The sequence below is a fragment of the Bacillus sp. C30 genome, assembly GCF_040838255.1.
GTDB classification, from domain to species: domain Bacteria; phylum Bacillota; class Bacilli; order Bacillales; family Bacillaceae_G; genus Bacillus_A; species Bacillus_A mycoides.
This window is the reverse complement of the sequence record NZ_JBFPJH010000342.1, coordinates 1-3,311: the sequence shown is the minus strand read 5'-3', so window position 1 is coordinate 3,311 and position 3,311 is coordinate 1. Positions and strand designations below refer to the sequence as shown.

Genomic DNA, 3,311 nt, shown 5'->3' with positions numbered 1-3,311 from the left:
GTAATTGGATAGCCAACGTGCGTTTTTTCTTTTGCTATTTTACGAATACATAGGCCTCATTTGCTATTACATAGTATGTTTTACCTTATGGTTATTTCAACCCAAATCTAAATATAAATCTACATTAATTACTATTTTTTTATTAAGTATCATATTTGAAATTTAGTTACATATACTAAAACAGACATCGAGAGAAATTTATGTAAAGCGGACGCTTCCACAGAGAAGGCGTCCTTTTTCATTTCGCATACACATCAAACAGGACGGCTCTTATTCTTATTTCACTTTAATATATTCGTAAAACCATTTCCCACCTGGTCGAGTATCCATCCACCAAGTAATTTTATCTAACTCAGTATTGGGTAATACTTCAGTTTGTAAGTACGCCACTCCAGTTAAAGGATCAGAAATAACCTTCCCTTTAATCCCACGCTCATTCATAGCATTTAGAACTTCTTTGGACATTGAAACACCAAAGCCTCCCGACTTAACGTATTGGTATCCACCATTACTCACGCTACCACCTCCACCTTGAATAGATTTCCCTACAATAACTTCAGCTACAGCTTTAGCTGCTTTATCAAAGTTTTCACGGTACTTATTCATGTCACCTTCATTATCAATAAAGCAAATTTCAGGAAGTAATCCTGTTTTCGTTTTATTAATCCATCCTAATTCAGTAGAAAACTTGATTCCTCGATCTCTTAATCCAAAAGCATCAGCCATCGCTTTTGAAATTGCCGCTGCTAACTCTCTATTTCCATATGAAGGATGCAACCAAACCTCACAGCCTGTACCTCCTGGAGTAGCGTTTAAATGAAACTGTAAATCTACATCACTATCTTTTACACGCAAATGATTATCTGCCGCATTACTCCAAACTGCGCTTTTTGTCGTTCCTACTTCATCTGAACAGTTTACATATTTCCATCCTGCTGCTTGCACATATCTAGCAACAGCATCTAAGAAACGTCTATCCTCGATATGCTCTTTTCCATAACAATTTGCGCCTTGAACAATTGAATTATGACCACCTGAACCTGCGAAACAACCCATTACTCAACATCTCCTTTTTTAACTTCTTGTTTTTGTTTACCACCTAAAACTTCAACTGCGTTTGTCAGAACTTGTGGAAGGGGAATTCCCATACGTCCTGCATTTTCTAAAAGCGAAAGCAACTCATTTCCAATAAAGAAAAAGATTGTCGCTTCACGAATAGCACTATTACTTCCAAGTGCTGTATCTAACTGGGTTGCCACTCCAACTAAAAGAAAAAGCACCACCTTTTTGGCGATGCCTTTAAAACCAACTTTACTTTTTAATTCTCCGTTATATCCTGCTGCAATCATGCCAGTTAAATAATCAATAACTGCCATCGTAACTAAGATTTTCAATGTCGCATCCCATCCTCTCAAGAAATACCCACAGAAGCCACCGAAAGTGGCAATAAAAGTTTTTAATAATACATCGATTCGATCCACATTCTTTCCTCCTTATTCAAATTAAAAAGAGAAGCACAGTATGCGCCCCTCTTAATCTGTAAAAGCTGTATTTTAGTAGTTACTTGCACCATAACCTTCTATGTTAAGTTTAATTCTTTAAAGCGATCTAAGTTATGATAATACCCTATATCTCCAGATCCCTTAGCATTATAAGAATATACTTTTCCTAAGTTATCACCCCAAAGACTGATTGAATCTTGTTTTATACGATAATTATGGATATAATTATCGTACTTATTTAACTTATCACGCATTATTTTACTCATTACTTTCGCTTGATAGGAACTGATAATAGGAAAAATAATAGACGAAAGCCCTGGGGCATTAAAGGTGACAGTAAAAGTTTTCTTATCAAGCTTAAATAAAGATTGATCAATGATCTCACTTTGCACCCATTGTGCCAAATATCCACCAAGTGAATGGCCGGTGAAATATATATGCTGAATCCATTTTTCATCGTTATGAATTAGATTTCTCATATAATTGACAGCATCTTCAGCTTGTAACCCTCCAACATTTCCGACTACTTGTAGTACATTTTCTACATAATCCATTGTGTCTGCTGTCCCTCTAAATGAGAATGTATAATCATATAACCCTGTATCTACATCTGTGTAATAACGTTTTCTATATACATATACAGTGAAAGAAGTACCGGGGTTTGTATATTTTTTATATAACTGCCATGCACCTGGGCTCCAAGAATCAATTCTTTCATTATGATATACACCTTCCGTCATATAAAGGAGTTGATTTATAAAAGAGAGTGTGTCACTTGGTTCTTCTGAAATGATGTTGACTTCTTTATTCTGTTGGTTATTATTTCGCTCCATTTCTTGTATCCAATTTGGTAATGGCGGCGCCTCATCTGGTTGCACTTGACTTCCACTATCTAAATCATCTTCTTGCACACTAGATTGCAATTCCTCTTCCATACCATTGTTACATCCTTTCTTGTGCAACATAACCCTACACCTGTATAATCTATATAGTACATACTTACTTCAAAACTAGTCGCATTTTTATTCTTACAAGAAAGAGAATACTAGAAATATAAATTATCTATCTACTTTAGAACCAACACGTTCGCATATAATCGGTGAATCCACGATGCTTATCTTATCGAATTGGATATAAAGTCTCTCCTCTTTACTAATATATTAACAATATACACTTCCTGCTTATCCAAATGCCTATATTTATCTTATTTATCTATCCTTAAGATACGTCAAAGTTGTTTCATTTCTACTTTTCTTGAAATAAAAATCCAACTAAAATCTTTCCGCATGTTTTTCTATTCTTTTCAAATCAAAAAGAACAGCATTTTACTCCTCTTCATCCATAAAATCCGTATTTTGTTAAGAAACCTTAAGTACAGCATAACCATAGTTGTTTACGATATTAAAAGTAACTCCTTCTACATCAACAATATCATTTAGTAGCGTAAAGTTTGCACTATCAAGCACAGTTACTTGTTTGCCGATATGCTTGTTTAATGAAATACTTTTACCAAATTCATTTGTGGATTCAATAGCCTCATCACTTGCAAGTGATTCTTTAACAACAAACACAAATTGTTGTGTATCTATGATTCTATCATTTTCCGTAATATGAACCTGGGCAAGTACATTCCCTATAGATGCTAAAGTTTGTGTCTTTAATACGATTTGATACTTACCTTTTAATACATTAACAGGTTGGCAGTTGTCTTGAAATACTCTAGTTCCATCCGGTTTTTTAAACGAAATACAGAATGAAGTTGCTTGACCTAAATCTAATTCTTCTCCTTTATTTTTTATATTGATAAGT

At 34.4% G+C, this 3,311-nt stretch carries 4 protein-coding genes; all 4 read right to left on the bottom strand.

Translation table 11 applies throughout. The features are described 5' to 3' along the window. Positions 1 to 276 precede the first annotated feature (276 nt). A complete protein-coding gene (locus AB3X49_RS19860) occupies positions 277 to 1,056 on the bottom strand; it encodes an N-acetylmuramoyl-L-alanine amidase (RefSeq protein WP_367964256.1) in 780 nt (259 codons plus the stop codon). Beyond that, a complete protein-coding gene (locus AB3X49_RS19855) occupies positions 1,056 to 1,481 on the bottom strand; it encodes a phage holin family protein (protein ID WP_367964254.1) in 426 nt (141 codons plus the stop codon). Before AB3X49_RS19855 ends, AB3X49_RS19860 begins: the two co-directional genes overlap by 1 nt. Positions 1,482 to 1,579: 98 nt before the next feature. Continuing rightward, positions 1,580 to 2,467 carry a Tle-like phospholipase domain-containing protein gene (locus AB3X49_RS19850; RefSeq protein WP_367964250.1) on the bottom strand — a complete coding sequence of 296 codons (888 nt, stop codon included), beginning with the start codon at positions 2,465 to 2,467 and terminating at the stop codon, positions 1,580 to 1,582. A gap of 393 nt (positions 2,468 to 2,860) precedes the next feature. Then, positions 2,861 to 3,311, bottom strand: a 451-nt coding sequence (locus AB3X49_RS19845; protein ID WP_367964247.1) for a BppU family phage baseplate upper protein, incomplete at its 5' end; no start/stop codon positions are given.

Excerpts from the sequence above, each read along its gene's own strand:
- AB3X49_RS19850 (WP_367964250.1), bottom strand. The coding sequence starts at position 2,467 with ATGTTGCACAAGAAAGGATGTAACAATGGTATGGAAGAGGAATTGCAA.
- AB3X49_RS19860 (WP_367964256.1), bottom strand. The coding sequence starts at position 1,056 with ATGGGTTGTTTCGCAGGTTCAGGTGGTCATAATTCAATTGTTCAAGGC.